Genomic DNA, 17,504 nt, shown 5'->3' with positions numbered 1-17,504 from the left:
ATGAGTAAAGTATTTATCCAAGGAGTTATTAATAATATTAGGGCTAAGTCCACCCCGTATACTCCTATTACAGAGGCAATAACTAATGCTATTGATGCTATAGATAAGTCAGGCCGAAATGATGGGGAAATCCGTATTCGGATTATTAGGAATCCGCCATTTGTATCAACGGACGGTGATAAGTTGGCAGATGTAACTTCTGTGGAAGTCTCCGATAATGGTATCGGTTTTAATAAAGAAAATCGCGATTCTTTCGACACCATATATAGCCAATTTAAAAGGTCGATAGGAGGAAAGGGTTTTGGTCGATTTTTTTATCTGCGGCATTTTAACGACGTACACATAGAAAGCACGTTTATTGAAGATAACAAATACAAACATCGTTCATTCGATTTTGGTAAGCAATATGACGTTATAGTTAATGATAAGGTTAGTAATTCACCTAGCGCGTCAGAGACTGGTACGATACTTCGACTTTTAAACATTAAGGGTGTAAAACTTGACAAAGATCCAGAAATTATCTCACATCGCATTCTGGAACAGATCCTTAGTTATTTTTCCGACCCATCATATACATGCCCGCAGATTGTATTTGAAGATGATGCGCTAGATATCCCAATAATCCTAAATGAGCAAATTGGCACAAGAGATGATTCTCTAATTCAGCTCAAGAAAAGTGATACTTTTATTGTTAACGGTATAGAACTAAGATATAAAATGTTTAAAATCCTTAAGCCTCGAAACCAAAAGAGCAAGATTGTTCTAACTGCACGAAACCAAGCAGTTACCGAGAAGAGCTTGGATGTGTATATTCCAGATTTCTACTCTGACTTTACCGAAGACGTACTGGTTGATGGAGAGAAGAGATCTCGTAACTACATAATAAGATTCTACGTTCAAGGAGAATATCTGGAGGATAATGTTACGGTAGAACGTGACAGTTTTAACTTTGGTGAAAAGCATGACCCACTATATCCAGTATCGGGAGAGGATATTGAAAAGGCTATTGCAGAAATCGCAAAAAAGGAATTTGAAGGTGTGGTTAGTCTAAGGTCAAAAGTAAAAAGAGAGAAGTTTGAGAAATATACCCAAAGTAACATTTGGTACAAGCCATATATTGACGACATAGATTTTGAAGCAATAAAGGCAAATCCTACCCAGGATGACATAGAGTTAATTCTACATAAGGCAAAGTATGAACGTGACTTAGAGATAAAGAGAAACATCTCTCAGTTGACTAGTAGAAACAGGAATTATATAGAAGCACAGTCGAATGCTAAAAAGCTGATTAGAGAAGTAAAAGACGCAAGCTATAGTGATTTAGCACAATATATAGCGTTTCGTAAATCTATCCTGGAATTATTTAAAAAGACTTTGGAATGGAATGATTTGGGAGAATACGATACGGAAAAGGCAGTTCATGATATAATATTTCCTACAAAATCAGATTCAAATGATACGATATATGATGGCCATAATTTGTGGATTATAGACGAAGGGTTAAATCTTACTCAGTATCTCAGTTCGGATAAAAACATATTTAATGAAAATAAGGACCGTCCAGATATCGCAGCATTTCATTATAATGTTGCGTATAGAGACGGCTCGGAGGCTTCTAATCCAGTAAGTATCTTTGAATTTAAACGACCTGGTCGAAATGACTTTGTAGATGCGTCTTCTAAAGAAGACCCTATACAACAAATAATTCGTTATGTTAACAGCATGAGAAATGGCGACTATAAGACACCAAAAGGAAGTAGGATTCATATCTCACCCACAACACCCTTCTATGGTTATATAGTAGCGGATGTTGATAATAAGGTTGAAAAATGGTTGATTGAAGAGAAAAACTTAAAATCAATGCCAGACAATAAAGGGTGGTTCTTAATACAGGACAATATTAATCTCAGAATTGAATTCGTAACGTGGGAAAAACTGCTAAATGATGCAGTCGTGCGTCACCGAATATTCTTTGAGAAATTGGGGTTAGAAGGATAATGAGAACAGCTGTTTTAAGTGATATCATCGAGCTCATAGGTGGCGGCACCCCGAAGACAAACAAACCCGAGTTTTGGAGTGGTGACATACCGTGGCTGTCCGTGGTTGATTTTGGGGGTGACAGACGCTGGGTGGATCAAACCGAAAAAGCAATCACTAGTCTTGGGCTGGAGAGCTCTAGTACGAAACTGCTAAACAAAGGAGATATAATCATATCTGCACGCGGTACTGTGGGCGAATTGGCTCAACTGAGGCGACCAATGGCTTTTAATCAATCTTGCTATGGAATTAGGGCAAAAGCAGGGGTTGATCAAAATTTTCTTTATTATCTATTGAAAAAATCTGTTAATGATCTAAGAAGGCAGTCACACGGTGGTGTATTTAATACGATAACTCGTAGCACTTTTGATGTTGTCAGTGTCAGTATACCAAATTTAGAAACCCAAAAGAAAATTGCCAATATCCTCGGCAGTCTTGATGAAAAAATCGAGCTCAATCGCCGCATGAACGAAACCCTCGAGCAGCTCGGTCAAGCTCTCTTTCGTCATTATTTTGTTGATAAAACTAAGCAGAGTAATGGTAATATACGGACCATACCTTTAGGGAAAAAGTTTCATCCAAAAAGAGGTAGAAGTTTGCAAGCTAGAGATATGATTTGTGGTGACACGCCGGTGATTAGCGGTGGACTGAAGCCAGCCGGATTTCACAATGAAGCAAATACGACCGCGCCAGTTATCACGATAAGTGCATCCGGAGCAAATGCTGGTTTTGTATCTGTCTGGGGTGAACCAGTTTGGTCGGCAGACTCTTCGTATATTGACTCAACAATTACCAAATATGTTTATACCTATTATTTGTTCCTCAAGAATAAGCAAAAAGAAATATACGATATGCAAACTGGCTCTGGTCAGCCGCATATTTATCCAAAGCACATAGAGCTTTTGGAGATTGCTGATTTATCAGATTGCGAGTTTAATGATTTCGAGCAGAGAGTGCGACCATTATTTGATATGATACATAAAAACAAGAAACAAATAGATTATTTATCTAACATTCGTGATTTGCTTTTGCCAAAACTAGTTTGAAAGAACTAAAGAGCCACTCCCTATAGGCGAAAGAATCTCTACGGCTGAGTCGAGGTATACCCAAGGGGATATAAGCCGTAAAACTATAGTTGTATATAATACAACAGATATATACTTGATAAGAGCCTGAATAGCTGATAAACTAGTATCAGTAAATAAAGGAGACAAAATGAAAGATAATATAGTAATTAAGAAAAATCGTAAAAGAAGTGCTTCGTACCCCGCTTTTACACTGGAAGAAGTAATTGAAGCGACGAAGACCTTGAAAGAGAAGCTTGGTGATGGACCTTATGCTAGGGATCATATGGCTGTGGCTTTGGGCTATAAGGGAGTAACGGGAAGCTCTGGATCTAAGATTGCTTCGTGTGTCCACTTTGGTATGCTTGATCGTAATGGTAATGTATATAGCCTGTCGGATTTAGCACAAAGATTCTTTCACTATGTAAGTGAAGAAGAGCGTGCACAAGTTCTTGTAGAGGCATTTAATAAACCCTCTTTATACCAGAAGCTAATGGCAGAATATGGTGGAAAATCTTTACCACAAATGCTCGAAAGTATTCTAATTCGAAATTATGGAATTCAGGAGAATGCTGCTGGCACTGCTGTGGCTAATTTTAGGAAATCGGCTGAGTTTGTGGGTGTTTTAAAAAACGGCGTTTTAATGTTTGATAATATCAATGACACTATAGACCAGTCACGTGCAGAGAGTTGTAGTATTGGGGAGACGCTGAACTCTTTATCAGTAAATACCAATGAAGTAAAAAAAGACCAACATTCGCATGTCAGCGCTACTGAAGCCAGACTCTCTGTAGTTTTGCCATCTGGCCTTGTTGTAAGTTATTCACAGGAACTTGCGCCAGCGTTTGCTTTTGGTATTTTTGGCAAGGAGCTTATGGAGTTGGATAAAGTAATTTCTGAGTATAGTAATAAAGAAGCTTCTGCTGGTACAAACAGTCACGATGAGTATATGATTATAGATGAAAATAAAGATTAAATATAAAGAGATGTATAAAGCGCAGATTCTGACAGGATGACTTATGAGTAGCTATTTGTTTATTGATGACAGCGGATCTAAGCAGTGGGATACTCCATACCAGTATTCGCTTGTAAACTCGCCACCTGCTAGGACATCGCAAAATCGTAAATTCTGGGAACTTAATTATTTTGTGTTGGCTGGTGTATATATTGAACATGATCTATTGGCAGAGTTAAATCCGATCATAAATGCTAAAAAGATAGAAGTGTTTGGTACAAAGAATGTAGAGATTCGTTCAGTTAATCTCCGTAATCCACAAAAACAGGAAAAGCACTATATACAACCATTTGGGGTTACTAGGTGTCAACTAAAGAACTTCATCGAGGGTTTCTGGTATGAGATATTTAACCAAAATAAAGAGGCTATACAGATTCAGGCAGTTTTGCTAGATAAGAGATACTATAAAAATTTGCGTACTGCAAAGAGTCCTCTTGATATTACTGCACAAGTGATGTTTGATCGTATAGAAATGCATCCAAATAGAGAGTGTACTATTATATTTGACCAAATGGATCATCAAGTGAAGACAAAAAAACGCGATCAGGGTAGTATACTGCAGATTGCTGATAAAACTATTGACCTTGGCTCGTTTCATAAAAAATACAGTCATGTTTCTGTCCGATTTGAGGAATCAAAAAACTCTAATTTTTTACAGTTGGCTGATACGGTTGCGTACAATGTGTTAAGACAGTTCATTGACTATGGCGATAAATGGGATGAGCCAGATCAGGAAATTTTACCAATGTATCCATTTTTTGAGAAGATATCTGACAATGTGTATTGCAACAAATTAACACGGCAGGTTAGAGGTTATGGATTAATAAAATTACCAGAGATTGGAAAAATTAAATGGTGTAAGTCAGAATAACAAAAAAGCACCTGATACCAGATGCTCTTTTGAGGTAAGTTCCCATACGGGTCCCGCCATACGCTGAGTGGACGGCTAGATATTCCTATCAACCTACCATCTCCAAATTAATATATATTATGAGATATGTCAATGGGTAATTTGAAATTAAGCAAAAATATACTTTTATTTGATAAAATATAAATACTTATGACCGAATCTCAAATCGAACAACACGCGCTTGATATCCTGGCTAATATCGGCTGGCAGATTTTGTACGGACCGGACATTGGTCCGGACGGTGCTGCGGCTGAGCGTGAGTTGCGGCAGATGGTATTGCTTGGGCGTCTATATAGTGCTTTGGCGCGGCTCAATCCGCACATTCCAGAATCAGCCTTGAAGGAGGCGATGCGGCGGTTGACGCAGATTAGTAAACCGAGCTTAGTTGAGAATAATCACGATTTTCATCAACTGCTAGTGGCGGGCGTGCCGGTGCAATATCGCACATCGAGCGGCGAGATTAAGCACGATATTGTGCGGGTGGTTGATTTTACCTCGCCAAAAAACAACGATTTTGCGGCGGTCAATCAGCTGACGGTTCTGCAGGGCGATTATAATCGCCGGCCGGACATTGTACTGTTTGTAAATGGGCTGCCGCTGGTGGTGATTGAACTAAAAAATGCGGCTGATACGAAGGCCGATTTGGCGACAGCGTATCAGCAAATCCAGACGTACAAGCGCGAGATTAGTGACCTATTTCGGTTCAATGAGCTGTGTGTCACCAGTGATGGGCTAGAGGCGGAGATGGGTACGATCACTAGCCCGCTGGAGCGAATGATGCCTTGGAAAACGATTGATGGCGAAAAAGAAGTTGGCAATGTGCCGATGCTGGAAGTGCTGCTGCGTGGTGCGTGCACGCCTGAGCGCTTGCTGGATATGGTGCAGAATTTTATCGTATTTGAGCGTAGTGATGGTGACAAATTGATCAAGAAAGTTGCTGCTTATCATCAGTACTGGGTAGTGAATAAGGCACTGGATCGGACGCTAGTAGCCAGCGGTGAACGTGGCGACCAGCGGGCTGGCGTAGTCTGGCATACGCAAGGGTCGGGCAAGAGCTTGAGTATGGTGTTTTATACTGGCAAGCTGATGAAATCGCGCGATTTGCATAACCCGACCATCGTGGTGGTGACTGACCGCAATGATCTTGATGGTCAATTATTCGGTACGTTTAGCGCCTGTCGCGAGCTCCTGGGGGAAGATCCGAAGCAAGCTAATTCACGGAGTGAACTCAGGAAGCTGTTGCAGCGCGAAGCAGGTGGGATTATCTTTACAACAATCCAAAAATTCTCGCCTGAGGATGACGAGGATAAATTGCCAATTTTGACCGATCGACGCAATGTTATCGTGATGGCAGATGAGGCGCATCGTAGCCAATATGGTTTGAAGGCGCATGTTCGAGCTAGCGACGTCCAGCTAGTATATGGTTATGCCAAATATATGCGTGATGCCTTGCCGGGTGCGAGCTATATTGGCTTTACGGGTACGCCGATTGAAACGGATGATAAGTCAACGCCAGCAGTGTTTGGCGACTATATCGATATTTATGACGTCGAGCAGGCGGTGAAAGATGGCGCAACGGTACCGATTTATTATGAGAGTCGGCTGGTTGATTTGAATATGGACGAGGTAACGCGGCAGTGGCTGGATAAGGAAGTTGATGATTTGCTGGAGGGCGAAGAACTGAGTCGTCAGGATGCGTTGAAGGCCGAGTATGCACAAAAAGAAGCCATCGTCGGTAATAGCGAGCGGCTGAATACTATCGCTTTGGACATTATTCAGCACTTTGAGGCTCGGCAAGATGTACTGAGTGGTAAAGGTATGATCGTGACGATGAGCCGCGGTATTGCGGCGGATTTGTATGAAAAAATTGTGGCGTATCGACCAGATTGGCATAGTGATGATGACGCACACGGCGCGATCAAGGTGATTATCACCGGTAGCGCTAGTGACCCTGACCACTTGCAGCCGCATATTCGTAATAAACAACGGGTAAAGGCGATCGAAAAGCGTATCAAAGATCCAAATGATCCGCTGGAATTGGTGATTGTGTGTGACATGTGGCTGACGGGATTTGATGTGCCGAATATGCACACCATGTATCTGGATAAACCACTGAAGGGCCATAATTTGATGCAGGCAATTGCACGAGTCAACCGAGTGTTTCCGGGTAAAACTGGTGGTTTGGTGGTTGACTATCTGGGTGTGGCGGGGGCGCTGCGCGATGCTATCTCTGACTATACGCAAAGTGGCGGACAGGGTGCACCGCAGCTTGATATTGCTGAGGCGGTGGCGCAGATGCAGATGCGCTATGAGGTAGTGCACGATTTGTTTGGCAACTTTGACTATCGGCGATATTTTACCGCACCGACCAACCAGCAGCTACAAATCATTTTGGATGCCGAGGAATATATTTTGGGGTTGGAAGACGGTGAGAAGCGGTTGAAGCAGCATGTTTTGGAACTGAGTAAGGCCTTTGCGCTGGCTATGCCGAGACCCGAGGCGCTAGAAATCCGCGAAGAAGTGGCGCTATTTCAGGCGGTGAAAGCTCGGCTGGAGAAAGTGTCGAGCTCGACAGTTGTGACTGATGCTGAGTACCGAAGCGCGCTGAAACAAATTGTCGACAAAGCGATTGCGCCAGTGGGTGTGGTTGATGTGTTTGAGGCGGCGGGATTAGAAAAGCCGGAACTGTCGATCTTGAGCGATGAGTTTTTGGCAGAGATTCGTCATATGGAGCGCAAGAATTTGGCGGTGGAAGCACTGCAGAAACTTTTAACTGATGAAATTAAACTACGATTTTCGAGAAATTATGCCAAGGATACCAAGTTCTCTGACTTGCTTAATCAAGCCTTGACACGTTATAGAAATGGGACAATCGAGGCAGCGCAGGTGATTGAGGAATTAATCAACATCGGACAGAAAATTCGCCAGACTATTGAGAATGGAACAGTTGATGGTCTAAGCGAGGATGAGATTATTTTTTATGATGCGCTGGTTGAAAATAGTAGTGCTCGTGAAGTATTGGGTGACGCGCAGCTGCGTGATATCGCAAAAGTGTTACTAGAGCAAGTTCGTCGTGATGCGACGATTGACTGGGCGGAGCGCAGGAATGTTCAGGCAAAACTGAAAGTTAACGTCAAAAAGACTTTGGCAAAATATGGCTACCCGCCAGACCAGCAGGCGTTGGCAACTGACATGGTATTGGAGCAGGCCAAGCGCTATGGTAACGAGTGGAGTCATAAGCGCGCGTCGTATGACGCTGGCGGAGCGAGTTTGTTGGATTAAGTATGAAAATCTCTATCCACCTCAAACCCAACTCCCGCCACCGTGAAGAAGTCGTAACGAACGATGACGGTTCGCTGACGGTTTATACTAAGGCGCCAGCTATTGAGGGGCGGGCGAATTTGGCGGCGGTAAAATTACTGGCGAAGCATTTTGGTGTGGCGTCGTCAAAGGTAAAATTGGTGCGCGGCGCTGCTTCGAAATACAAGGTGTTTGAGATTGACGAGGCGGCCTAGTTCAATCCTTGCACCGTTACAAACGAATATCCTTGCTGCTTCAGCGCGCTGAGGATACACGGTACGGCGCCAACTGACGTTTGATGAATGTCGTGCATCAAGATGATAGCTCCGGGGTGGGCGCCAGCGACGGCGCGCGAGCAGATGATTTCGCTATTACGGTCGGCCCAATCGCGGGTATCGACCGACCACAAGATTGACGACATGCCGCGCAGGCGAAGTTGCTCCAAGACAGCGCTGTTGACCGCGCCGTAGGGTGGGCGCAAGATAGTCGGCTTGACGCCGGTGGCTTGCTTGATGGCGTCATTGGTACGGTCGATTTCGCCAGCAATTTGGCCAACTGGCAATTTAGGCAGTTCTGGGTGCGACCATGAATGATTGCCCAGTTGGTGGCCGCGCGCGTGCATGCTGCGTACGACACCGGCTTGCCCGGAGACCTTGCTACCAATCAAGAAAAACGTCGCTTTCGCACCATATTGATCCAAGATGTCCAGTAGGTGTGCAGTGTATGGTCCCGGCCCGTCGTCAAACGTCAAGGCGATCACTTTACCTGGGTTTGTGGGTGTCGGCGCCGTAGGCGCTGGCTTTGGCTCTGGTTTTGGCTCGGGCGGCTTGGGGATATTAGCTACTTTTCGGGCTGTCGAATTTTGCAGATATTTGGCAACGGCGGCGATCGGCACTTTGATCGTCATTTCGCCGTAAGCTGACGGCAAGAGCGACGCCTGTCCAATCGGCCAAGCCAAGGTGTTACCATCATCAGTGATGGTGAAGTTCGACAACGCCTCCTTGGTGATCATCTCATCAAGATTTGCTTCTGGTTGGTGGCGCTGTTTGATGGTTTGCGCGACGTCGTGCCGGGCAGCTGCCACGATTGCCTTGATGGCTTCCTCCGATTTTTCAGTCAAATTATCCAAGCCAATCACCTCGCCAGACTTCTTGTCAAACGTCCAAAAATGCGTTAGTGACACCGGATGCGCGCCGTGCATGTCTTGTTTAATATTGACGATCATCGACAGAGCGGTCGAATTATTATGCGTAACTTGATAACTAATCGTCTCTGTCATTGGCCGGTCGAATGTCGGAGCGTTAGTGGCGGTGTGGCGAAAATCGCCGTCGGCGCGGTCAATTGTTCGGGCGATGAGTTTGTTGATTTTGGAATTGCTGGTGATTGGGTATTCAATTGAGACTTTTTCGTGTTTGGTGTCGCGTGTTACGAACTTGGAGCGGATGCCAGCATAGCGTGAGTCGGTGAAGTAATATTTTTCATCTTCCAAGACCGTTGGGCGCTGTGCTGGTGGTTGCTTGGAGTGGAAGTAGAACAATACACCTATCGCGGTTACCATCAGTAAAAGCAGTGTAGTGAATAAAATACTGCTCAGTTTGGGTCGGTTCGCAGGAACTGTATTAGTTTTTGGCCCACGACTGGGCCGAGCTGATTGTCGTTTTGCCGATGATTTTTGAGGCTTACTTTGTATTTTTTTGGTGGGCATCAGTCCGCTCCGCCGGCTTTCAAAATTGCCTTCAGCCCATTTTCGCCGCCCATAAATCCACTGGCGACATAGTCATTGACTACCATGTATGGCAGGCCGCTCACGCCAAGCGAGAGGGCTTTCTTGGTATTATTCTCAATCTCATTTTGGTGCGGTTTCTTAGTCATACAATCAGCAAATTTTGCCTCGTCCATGCCGACACTCTTGGCAGAAGTTAGGAAATATTCTAACGGTAGTGGTGGAATTTTTTGCGGTGTGGCGACGTTTTTTACGCCAATTCCCTTATCAAAATAATCACGTTTGATGCGCGGCACGATGTCGTGGGTATATTGCCAATATTTGTCTTGGTCGGCGGCACAGAACGCAGCGTGGGCGCCAGATTCGGTGTTGTTAGTGACCTCCTTGAGCAGCGTGACTACGCGGTGTTCATAACGAACTTTGCCTGATTTGATATAGTCATTCTTGAAAAAATTGGTGCTGGTGGCCGCTTCGACTTCGGCACAAAACGAACAAAAATAATCAGTGTAATCGACGAACACGTGCTTGGCTTCGCTAGAGCCTTGCGACATTTTTTCATTCCACGGCTTGCCGTCACCAATGTGGCGATTTGGCGGGCGATTAATAATGCCATAGATAAATAGCGCTACAATGCCTGCGATCATAATTCCTAAAATGACCCAAATGAGCGCTATGCCGGCTGTTTTTTGTCGATTCATACTTCCCCCTGTTTTGCTAATTCTGTATACATAAAGGCGATTTGTCCAGATTTGTAGAGTGAAAAGAGGCTCAGAAGTAGCGCTAAGATCAGAACGAGGGTGCTGGCGACAGTGGCGGCAGTGGCTGCGGCGGCGCCTGAGAAGAACACGGCAACGAGCGGCAGGATGAGTGACGTGCCGCAGGGAACGCAGCCCAAACCGATAGCGGTAGCTACGGAGGCCAAGCCGCTAAGCCCGACCTGTCTAGTGACAGACTGTTCACTACGCTTATTTTTCTTGGCAGTGAAAATGACGACGGTAATCGACAGACCCTGGAGGATTGACACCATGAGCAATAGTGCACCGTTTGGCGAGGTGAAAGCTTGTTTGAATATGTCAATAAACATGGTTCCCAAAAGGGCAACCTTGTCCAGTATTGGCAGTCGCGACATCATCAGCGGGCCATAAAAATTAGCGTTGATGGCAAAGAAAATAATGAGTGCAAACAGCAACGATAAAACAACTGCTAGCAGTAAGTATTGTGGCAAGCTGAGAATTTTGCCAATTCCCAACAGGACTGACTTAACCGATCGCTGTTTACGGTATACCCGGCAAAACTGTGCCATGAACCTATTATACGCTAAAATTGAATAATAGTCTGTATTCTGGCGAGGTGGGCTACTGGTCGTGGCGGTTTGGTGGGGTGAGCTATCTGTGATGGGGCGGGTGCCGTGTCAATAGAGTGAATGGACGTTGTAATAGCAACTATACACCGAGTGTATAAAACTCTTGCATTAACTAAACACTGGGTGTATAGTAAGAATATGAGCATTCAATATACACTGTTAGGGTTTTTAGCGGAAGAGTCAAATTACGGCTATGAGTTGAAGAAAAAATATGACGGCTATTTTGGCAAAGATAAGCCAATTTTAACTGGTCAGATATATTCAACTTTGGCGCGGCTCAAACGCGATAACAAGGTCAAAGAGATTGCCGATACCAGCGAATCGGGCGGGCCGGATCGGGTTCGGTATGAAATTACCGATGAGGGTAAGCAGGATTTACAAGCATGGTTGGAATCACCAGAGGCGCCGTCGCCGCAGCTGCAAGCGACGATGTATATCAAGGCGGTATTGGCGATTTTGAAAGACGGCGATGCATCACCGTATCTGGATAACCAACGGCAGGCGCACATCCAACGAATGCGCGAGCTGACGGTGCAGCGGCGCGATAGTAGTTTGTCGGACATGCTGCTGATCGACCATGCACTGTATCATTTGGAGGCGGATTTGCGCTGGATTGAATTAACTATTTCGCGTTTAACGCGGCTAAAGGAGGAAATTTTGCATGAGCAAACCAATAATTAGCGCTAAAAATATTAAGAAGTCGTTCGGGCAAACGCATGCGCTGCGCGGTGTCAGCTTGGACGTCGAGGCGGGCGAGGTGCTGGCGATTATGGGTCCGTCGGGCTCTGGTAAGTCGACGCTGCTGCATAGCTTGGCGGCGATTACCAAGGTTGATAGTGGCGAGATTGATTTTGATGGTCGGCGGATTGACAAACTGAGCGATGATCAGCGCAGTATTTTACGGCGCACTAGCTTTGGCTTCGTCTTTCAGTTTGGACAGTTGGTGCCAGAGCTGACAGCGCTGGATAATGTGGCGCTGCCGCTACTGCTTAACGGTGTCAAGCGTAAAGAAGCCTATCAACAGGCGAAAACATGGCTGAATAAGGTTGAGCTGGGTAATAAAGCTGACAGTATGCTTGGCGAGTTGTCGGGCGGACAAATGCAGCGGGTGGCGATTGCCCGGGCCATGGTGATTGAGCCAAAGGTGCTGTTCGCTGACGAGCCGACTGGTTCGCTGGACAGTTTGAATTCAGAGAGGGTTATGGAGCTATTCATCAAAACCGCCAAAGAGCACGGCACAACAGTCATCATGGTGACGCACGAACCGACGATTGCCGCCTACGCTGATCGGGAAATCATCGTCCGTGATGGGCAAATTTCCGGTGCTGGCGCAGGGGTGCATCCGGCGCAGGCGAGGGTCAATAAAGCCAAGGCGAGGATTGTCTGATGAGTGTCAGTTGGATGTTATTAAAAAAGTCTGGCCGCCAGTCGTTCGCGCGTCTGGGCTTGACTACGGTGGCGGTGGCACTGGGAATCGTGCTGGTGTGCTACTTTACGGCTGGTGTCAACGGTCTAATGGGGCGTGTTAATGGATTAGCAATTAATACGGCGGCGTATCAGGCAACCCGCGGTGTAGCCGAACAAAAACCGATTGCTGGTGTCGAGCCGCTAAAAGTTGGCGGTACCCAGCGCGGCGATGCATCGAAGTGGCGCGGTCAATCTATCCAGTATTATTCGATGTACGGTACGGCTAAATCGCCGCAGTTTGCCAAACTGAAAACTCCGCGTCCTGGCGAATATTATTTGTCAAAAGCGTTGGCTGATGCGGTTGCTGAATACCCAGAGGATAATATCTTGGCGCGTTTTGGTAAAAATACCAAATACCTCGGCGTAATTCCTAGCGAATATGTTGCTAGTCCGGATACGCTGATGATAGTGCGCGGTGCTAGCGCCGAGGAAGTGGCCGAGAGCGATGCTTTTACCAAATCTCAGGGGCAGCCATCATACTTTGCTGATGTTTATCGGACGGACGCTAACGGATTAAAATCGGATGCTAAAATAGACCCAGTTGCTGTTATTGTATTTGGCGTCGGCGGGACGATATTGTTGTTTCCAATCGTCATTTTTGTATCAGTAGCAACACAGCTGGGCGCGGCGCAACGCGAGAAACGTTATGCTGCTTTGCGGCTGATCGGTGCGACTAAGCGGCAGGTGGCACGGATATTGATGCTGGAGTCGCTGTTGGCGTCGGTGGTTGGCGTGATTATCGGGCTAGGCACGTTCTGGCTGTTGCAAGCGCCGCTGCAGGATTTCAAGATGGACGGCATGCGGTTTAATCCTGGTGATTTGGTGTTAACTGGCACGCAATATGCGTTGATTATCGGTTTGACGCTGGGACTAACGATGTTTGTCAACTGGCGACGGATGCGCCGGGCGCAAATTTCGCCGCTGGGTGTGTCGCGTTCGGTTGAAAAGGTAAAGAAATTGCGTGCTTGGCGGGCGCTGGTGCCAGCACTTGGTATCGCGTTCTTTGCTTGGCTGTCGTCGAAGCCGGGGCGGGATTGGCTGGCGGCTAATAAAGAATCAGCTCTGCCGTCGGTACTATTGATGGCGGCGCTGCTGCTGGTGATGTTCGGCTTGATTCTGGCTGGCGGCTGGCTGACTAATAAGCTGTCGCTGTTGGCAGCGCGCTGGGCTAATAACGCTTCGATGCTGATCGCCGGTAAGCGTACGGCGGTGCATTCGCGGACAATTTTCCGCAGCGTCAGCGGCGTGGTATTGGCGCTGTTTGCGGGCAGCTTTTACTTGACGGCAACTAGCGGTATTGAAGGCTTAAACGCTCAAGCTATCAAAGATAACGGCTTTTCACAATTAAAGCGCGGCACGGCAGTTGTCATCGGCCGATCGCTGCCAGGCGACATGGCGGAGCAGCTGCAGCAAAAATCTTACATCACGTCGGTGGCGACGATCTATCCGCGTGAGGATGGTGACGCGATTCGCTGTCAGGATTTAGCGAAGTATACTGAGCACACTTGCTCGAATAACGCCCAGCCCGACCAATTTGCATTGCTGAATTTTGATAAGCCGGTGGTCAAAAAGGTGTCGCTGATTAATGACCGGGTTGATACGAACGGCGCTAAAGAGTATTTGGTGACATTGAAATCAGACGATGACATCGAGAAGCTGCGCACCTTGGTGACAGCGAAGGCTAATCAGTATGATCTGACATATGCAGTGAGCGGCACTGACTCTAAAAAGCCGCATATCAATCCGACGATTCGCGAGTTTGCTGACTTGGCCTATGTTGGTATCGGCGTGACGCTGTTCGTGGCGGTGGCAAGCTTGATCGTCTCGACGATTGGCGGGCTGATGGAACGTCGCCGCTCGCTGTACACGCTGCGGCTGGGCGGTATGCGTCTCATTCAACTGAAACGCTTGGTGATGGTTGAATCGGTGGCGCCGCTGCTGACCACCTCGATTCTGTCATGCGGTTTTGGCGTGTGGACGGGTGCAGTATTTACTAGCACGTTCTCGACGACGCTGAAGCCGGTGCTGACGCCAACTTACTTCGCCATCGTTGGTATCGGTCTGGCGGCAGCTATCATTGGTATCTACTTGATCCTGCCGATGGTTGATAAGCTGACGCGGGCAGAGGCCAACCAGACCGAGTAGTGTGTTTGTATCGGCCCGAGGATAATCTATCAAAAAGCGTTCCAGTTGATGGCTGGGACGCTTTTTCTTGCGCTGCATTGACTCAATCAAGGCGGGGCTCGGATGTTTGCGGTCAAATGCGGCCGTACGACGATGGAAGGTGTTAATCAGGGAAATAGGTGAAACTTAATTTATTGTTTTTGGAACTTCACGCGGTCATTAATTATATTCACTTTCACCGTCTCGCCGTCATGAATTCGTCCGTCGATCAGCTCCAGCGCCAGCGGGTCAAGCACCCGTTTTTGTACCAAGCGCTTCAGCGGGCGGGCGCCAAAGGCCGGGTCATAGCCATCTCGAGCCAGCATGCCGCGGACGCTATCATCAAATTCCAGCGTGATGTCGCGGCTATCTTTGACTTGGCGGGCAACGCGTTTCAGCTGGACATCGACAATTGCTCGCATCGCCTCTGGCCGAATGCGGTCGAAGATAACGATATCGTCGATGCGGTTGAGAAATTCCGGGCGGAAATGTTGTCTGAGGACATCAATCATTTGATTATCCAGTGCCGACAGATCGTCGCCAGAAAAATCCATAATTGCCTGCGAGCCGACATTGCTGGTCATGATAATGACCGTGTTAGAAAAATCGACTGTTCGCCCCTGGCCATCGGTCAGGCGGCCGTCGTCGAGCACCTGGAGGAGCACATTAAAGACATCGGGGTGGGCCTTCTCGATTTCGTCAAACAACACCACGCTGTAGGGGCGGCGGCGCACTGCTTCGGTGAGTTGTCCGCCTTGGTCGTAGCCGACGTAGCCTGGCGGCGAGCCAATCAGGCGTGCCACGGCGTGCCGCTCCATGTATTCGCTCATATCGATACGAATCATGGCGTGCCCATCGTCGAATAATTCGCGGCACAAGCTGCGGGCTACCTCTGTTTTGCCCACGCCAGTGGGGCCGAGGAAGAGGAAAGAGCCGATTGGCCGGTTGGTATCACTGAGGCCAGCGCGCGAACGGCGAATGGCGCTGGCCACTGCGGCGATGGCCTTGTCTTGACCAATCACTTGGGTGCTGATGTGTTCCTCTAATTTGGTCAATTTGCTCGACTCAGTCTCCATCAGCCGCTCTACTGGGATGCCCGTCCAGCGCGCCACCACGCTGGCAATGTCATCAGGGGTGACTTCTTCACGCAGCAGGCGGTCGGCCGGTGGAATAGCCGCTAGTTCCTGGCGAGCGCTCGCTAGCTTTTTCTCCAGCTCTGGCAGATCGCCGTATTTGATGCGGCTGGCGGTGGCCAGATCGGCGTCGCGCTCGGCGATTTCCAGTTGCGAGCGCAGGCTATCCATTTTTTCAGTAGCGGTATTGACGGTCTGGAGGATATCCTTTTCGTGCTGCCATTTACTGTCAATCACCTCGGCCTGAGCCCGAAGGTCGGTGATTTGCTGCTTGATTTCCTCTGTGCGGGCTTTGGCGTGGTCGGATTTGTCTTTTTTCAGCGCTGCTTCTTCAATCTCCAGCTGCAAACGGCGGTTATTCAGCCGATCGAGAGCAATCGGCACACTCTCTAGCTGCATCTTCAGAGCGCTGGTCGCTTCATCCAGTAAATCAACGGCCTTATCGGGCAAAAAGCGGTCAGGTAGATAGCGGGTGGACAGCCGCGCCGCCGCCACGATGGCATCGTCAGAAATTTTGACGCCGTGATGGACTTCATACTTTTCCTTCAAACCGCGCAAAATCGCCACGGTGTCGTCAAAACTCGGCTCGCCGACATAGACTGGCTGAAAGCGCCGTTCCAGGGCTGCGTCTTTTTCGACATGCTGGCGATATTCCGCCAATGTCGTCGCACCAATCATGTGTAGTTTGCCACGCGCCAGGGCGGGTTTGAGCATATTGCCAGCGTCCATGCTGCCTTCGGTTTTGCCGGCGCCGACCATGGTGTGAATTTCATCAACGAACAAAATAATTTCGCCAGCAGCCTCTTCAACTTCTTTCAAAATTGCTTTGAGGCGCTCTTCAAATTGGCCGCGAAAGCTAGCGCCGGCCAGTAAACTGGAAATTTCCAGGGAAATCAGCCGCTTGTCTTTCAGCGACGCCGGTACGTCGCCCTTGACGATGCGCTGCGCTAGGGCCTCGACGATGGCGGTTTTACCGACGCCCGGCTCGCCAATGAGGACTGGATTATTTTTGGTGCGCCGGCTCAAGATTTGCATGGTGCGGCGAATTTCCTCGTCGCGCCCGATGACCGGATCAAGTTTATGTTCCCTGGCGAGCGCCGTGATATCGGTGCCGAATTTCTCCAGCGGCTGCTCAAGCTCTTCTTGCATATTTGGTGGCATAGGTCCTCCTTTGATTCTTTGGGCTTTTCTAAGTCCGTATTTATGATACGCCGCGGCAAGAGACAGAGCGGGGATAATTGATATGATTATCATAGCAAATTAGCACTCTCAGTGCAAGAGTGCTAGCCCAGACTACTACTTAATAAACGTATGTCCTACACGAGCGAT

General features: G+C 47.5%; 13 protein-coding genes. 9 read left to right on the top strand and 4 right to left on the bottom strand.

Features of this window, described 5'->3' with window-relative positions:
• The 6 genes from GWK78_04265 (at position 1) to GWK78_04240 (ending at position 8,541) form a co-directional block, all read left to right on the top strand.
• The gene (locus GWK78_04265) at positions 1-1,998 is read left to right on the top strand and encodes an ATP-binding protein (GenBank protein QHU94204.1); all 1,998 of its coding nucleotides are present in this window, start codon (positions 1-3) and stop codon (positions 1,996-1,998) included.
• A complete protein-coding gene (locus GWK78_04260; protein QHU94203.1) occupies positions 1,998-3,083 on the top strand; it encodes a restriction endonuclease subunit S in 1,086 nt (361 codons plus the stop codon). The genes GWK78_04265 and GWK78_04260 overlap by 1 nt, the downstream gene beginning before the upstream one ends.
• Positions 3,084-3,252: 169 nt before the next feature.
• Positions 3,253-4,077, top strand: coding sequence for a hypothetical protein (locus GWK78_04255; protein QHU94202.1), 825 nt, complete (start codon positions 3,253-3,255; stop codon positions 4,075-4,077).
• Positions 4,078-4,120: 43 nt separating this feature from the next.
• Entirely contained in the window at positions 4,121-4,987 is an 867-nt protein-coding gene (locus tag GWK78_04250; protein QHU94201.1) for a DUF3800 domain-containing protein, read from the top strand.
• A 189-nt stretch (positions 4,988-5,176) separates the two neighbouring features.
• A complete protein-coding gene (locus tag GWK78_04245) occupies positions 5,177-8,308 on the top strand; it encodes an HsdR family type I site-specific deoxyribonuclease (GenBank protein QHU94200.1) in 3,132 nt (1,043 codons plus the stop codon).
• A 2-nt stretch (positions 8,309-8,310) separates the two neighbouring features.
• A complete protein-coding gene (locus GWK78_04240) occupies positions 8,311-8,541 on the top strand; it encodes a DUF167 domain-containing protein (GenBank protein ID QHU94199.1) in 231 nt (76 codons plus the stop codon).
• On the opposite strand, the gene GWK78_04235 is transcribed toward GWK78_04240, so the two are convergent.
• From GWK78_04235 to GWK78_04225, 3 genes are all read right to left on the bottom strand, one after another.
• A complete protein-coding gene (locus tag GWK78_04235; GenBank protein ID QHU94198.1) occupies positions 8,538-9,884 on the bottom strand; it encodes a polysaccharide deacetylase family protein in 1,347 nt (448 codons plus the stop codon). The two genes, GWK78_04240 and GWK78_04235, sit on opposite strands and share 4 nt — an antisense overlap.
• A gap of 146 nt (positions 9,885-10,030) precedes the next feature.
• Positions 10,031-10,747: a thioredoxin domain-containing protein gene (locus GWK78_04230; GenBank protein ID QHU94197.1), complete on the bottom strand. Its 717-nt coding sequence runs from the start codon at positions 10,745-10,747 to the stop codon at positions 10,031-10,033.
• Entirely contained in the window at positions 10,744-11,352 is a 609-nt protein-coding gene (locus tag GWK78_04225; GenBank protein QHU94196.1) for a hypothetical protein, read from the bottom strand. Before GWK78_04225 ends, GWK78_04230 begins: the two co-directional genes overlap by 4 nt.
• A 198-nt stretch (positions 11,353-11,550) precedes the next feature.
• On the opposite strand from GWK78_04225, the gene GWK78_04220 reads away from it, so the two are divergent.
• Genes GWK78_04220 through GWK78_04210 form a run of 3 tightly spaced genes read left to right on the top strand, consistent with a single transcriptional unit; the run spans position 11,551 to position 15,024 of the window.
• A complete protein-coding gene (locus GWK78_04220; GenBank protein QHU94195.1) occupies positions 11,551-12,093 on the top strand; it encodes a PadR family transcriptional regulator in 543 nt (180 codons plus the stop codon).
• Positions 12,074-12,799 carry an ATP-binding cassette domain-containing protein gene (locus tag GWK78_04215; GenBank protein QHU94194.1) on the top strand — a complete coding sequence of 242 codons (726 nt, stop codon included), beginning with the start codon at positions 12,074-12,076 and terminating at the stop codon, positions 12,797-12,799. The genes GWK78_04220 and GWK78_04215 overlap by 20 nt, the downstream gene beginning before the upstream one ends.
• Positions 12,799-15,024 (top strand): FtsX-like permease family protein, encoded by a 2,226-nt coding sequence (locus tag GWK78_04210; protein QHU94193.1) that lies wholly within the window; start codon positions 12,799-12,801, stop codon positions 15,022-15,024. The genes GWK78_04215 and GWK78_04210 overlap by 1 nt, the downstream gene beginning before the upstream one ends.
• A gap of 170 nt (positions 15,025-15,194) precedes the next feature.
• On the opposite strand, the gene GWK78_04205 is transcribed toward GWK78_04210, so the two are convergent.
• Positions 15,195-17,429, bottom strand: a complete 2,235-nt coding sequence (locus tag GWK78_04205; protein ID QHU94192.1) for an AAA domain-containing protein — start codon at positions 17,427-17,429, stop codon at positions 15,195-15,197.
• Positions 17,430-17,504 lie beyond the last annotated feature (75 nt).

The organism is Candidatus Saccharibacteria bacterium oral taxon 488, from assembly GCA_010202845.1.
Classification (GTDB): Bacteria; Patescibacteriota; Saccharimonadia; order Saccharimonadales; family Saccharimonadaceae; genus Nanosynbacter.
This window is presented reverse-complemented; position numbering and strand designations above follow the sequence as displayed.

Excerpts from the sequence above, each read along its gene's own strand:
- GWK78_04265 (QHU94204.1), top strand. The coding sequence starts at position 1 with ATGAGTAAAGTATTTATCCAAGGAGTTATTAATAATATTAGGGCTAAG.
- GWK78_04260 (QHU94203.1), top strand. The coding sequence starts at position 1,998 with ATGAGAACAGCTGTTTTAAGTGATATCATCGAGCTCATAGGTGGCGGC.
- GWK78_04255 (QHU94202.1), top strand. The coding sequence starts at position 3,253 with ATGAAAGATAATATAGTAATTAAGAAAAATCGTAAAAGAAGTGCTTCG.
- GWK78_04250 (QHU94201.1), top strand. The coding sequence starts at position 4,121 with ATGAGTAGCTATTTGTTTATTGATGACAGCGGATCTAAGCAGTGGGAT.
- GWK78_04245 (QHU94200.1), top strand. The coding sequence starts at position 5,177 with ATGACCGAATCTCAAATCGAACAACACGCGCTTGATATCCTGGCTAAT.
- GWK78_04240 (QHU94199.1), top strand. The coding sequence starts at position 8,311 with ATGAAAATCTCTATCCACCTCAAACCCAACTCCCGCCACCGTGAAGAA.
- GWK78_04235 (QHU94198.1), bottom strand. The coding sequence starts at position 9,884 with ATGGTAACCGCGATAGGTGTATTGTTCTACTTCCACTCCAAGCAACCA.
- GWK78_04230 (QHU94197.1), bottom strand. The coding sequence starts at position 10,747 with ATGAATCGACAAAAAACAGCCGGCATAGCGCTCATTTGGGTCATTTTA.
- GWK78_04225 (QHU94196.1), bottom strand. The coding sequence starts at position 11,352 with ATGGCACAGTTTTGCCGGGTATACCGTAAACAGCGATCGGTTAAGTCA.
- GWK78_04220 (QHU94195.1), top strand. The coding sequence starts at position 11,551 with ATGAGCATTCAATATACACTGTTAGGGTTTTTAGCGGAAGAGTCAAAT.
- GWK78_04215 (QHU94194.1), top strand. The coding sequence starts at position 12,074 with ATGAGCAAACCAATAATTAGCGCTAAAAATATTAAGAAGTCGTTCGGG.
- GWK78_04210 (QHU94193.1), top strand. The coding sequence starts at position 12,799 with ATGAGTGTCAGTTGGATGTTATTAAAAAAGTCTGGCCGCCAGTCGTTC.
- GWK78_04205 (QHU94192.1), bottom strand. The coding sequence starts at position 17,429 with ATGATAATCATATCAATTATCCCCGCTCTGTCTCTTGCCGCGGCGTAT.